The following is a 1,298-nucleotide window of genomic DNA, read 5'->3' as shown; positions in this document are numbered from 1 at the left end:
ACACGACAGCTAGGCGATGTAATCTAGAGAATATATGTTTAGTTTTTAACCGTTATGGACGTATTTAGCAGTAATGCCGATAGAAGTAATTTTTACTGAAGATGACATTCAGCATTTGATTGAAGCGAATGCACAGCCCAAATTCGCCCCAAGAAACAAGGCGTTGATTTTTGGATTGTGTTATTGGGGATTGGATAGAAAAGAGGTTTGTCAATTACCGCTCAGTTCCGTCATGAGTGAGTCTGGTGAATGGTACTCAATTTGGCATATACCAAAAGAGCTCGCGTTTAACGGTGAAGCAAGAGAGTTGCGCACTGCCGACCATGTTCTGCCTTTGTTAGACGAATATATTGAATGGCTTAAAGAATGTGGCCTGGGCAAAAGTAATTTGCATACGTATCGTGGCCTTAACCCAGATATGAAGTTGTTTGTGAATGACAAGTTGGAGCCGTTCAAATTGACGCCTCGTGGGAAAGCTAAAAAAGACGGCAGCGTAAGCTTTCAAACTCGGTCGCTCGATGACAAGCTTAAAAGCTTCTTGGATAACTCTAGATTACGAGGGGCTACATTGAGTACGTTTCGAGATAGCTGGGTCAAAATGATGTATGACTATGGGTGTGGCTATAACGATCTGAAGGATATTTCTGGTATCAAAACAAAAGCGACGCTGGATGCCAAAATAAAGCCTGTTGAGCGTGAAATTGAAAAGATTTTTAACAGCGTGTTCGCACGCATAAAGTAAGGGTTTGAAATGCCTAATTGGGTGATAGAGTTTCTGTATGTATTTAGCTTGTCGAAAAAAACACATTGGGCTTTAACATTCGGAGTAGTCATCTATTTCGGGGTTCTAGTGCTTGGCAACTACGCAGTTAATGGATTAGAGCTGAAGGGTCATTTGAAACCACTAGAAGACGTTATTAGAGACAAACTTTTATATCGCTATGATAAGTTTGCTCTTTTGGCATTGATTTCATTTTTAGTTTTAGCAGTCAAAAACTTCATTAAGGACTGGAAGCGTCTTTTGTAATTATTGATGAACATTTGAGGTAGTACGTGACTGAAAAGACACCACAACAACGAGCAGAGCAGAGATACAACGAAAAGCGCCGTGGGACACCTAGTTTCGCTGCGGTTAGATTCAACGACTCGGACGGCATGACAGCCGATGAAAAGCGAGATTTCATTGCAAAGGTCATTGGAAAGCATTCAGGGACGCGTGAGCAGGCATTAATGGACGCATTTACGCTTCTTGAAGAAAAATTGAACAAATAGCTTGCGATATGGGCGCGCCCATATAT

The 1,298-nt window shown here is 41.4% G+C and carries 3 protein-coding genes; all 3 read left to right on the top strand.

Features of this window, described 5'->3' with window-relative positions:
- Positions 1–73 precede the first annotated feature (73 nt).
- The 3 genes from BIZ39_RS21810 to BIZ39_RS21800 are packed head-to-tail and all read left to right on the top strand — an operon-like array spanning position 74 to position 1,272.
- Positions 74–742, top strand: coding sequence for a site-specific integrase (locus tag BIZ39_RS21810; RefSeq protein WP_187448116.1), 669 nt, complete (start codon positions 74–76; stop codon positions 740–742).
- Between the two features lie 9 nt (positions 743–751).
- A complete protein-coding gene (locus BIZ39_RS21805) occupies positions 752–1,027 on the top strand; it encodes a hypothetical protein (RefSeq protein WP_187448115.1) in 276 nt (91 codons plus the stop codon).
- Between the two features lie 26 nt (positions 1,028–1,053).
- A complete protein-coding gene (locus BIZ39_RS21800; protein ID WP_187448114.1) occupies positions 1,054–1,272 on the top strand; it encodes a hypothetical protein in 219 nt (72 codons plus the stop codon).
- Positions 1,273–1,298 lie beyond the last annotated feature (26 nt).

It is taken from the genome of Alteromonas sp. BZK5 (assembly GCF_014349115.1).
Classification (GTDB): domain Bacteria; phylum Pseudomonadota; class Gammaproteobacteria; order Enterobacterales; family Alteromonadaceae; genus Alteromonas; species Alteromonas macleodii.
Note: the sequence above shows the minus strand (reverse complement) of the source record. Positions and strands in the feature narration are given on the sequence as shown.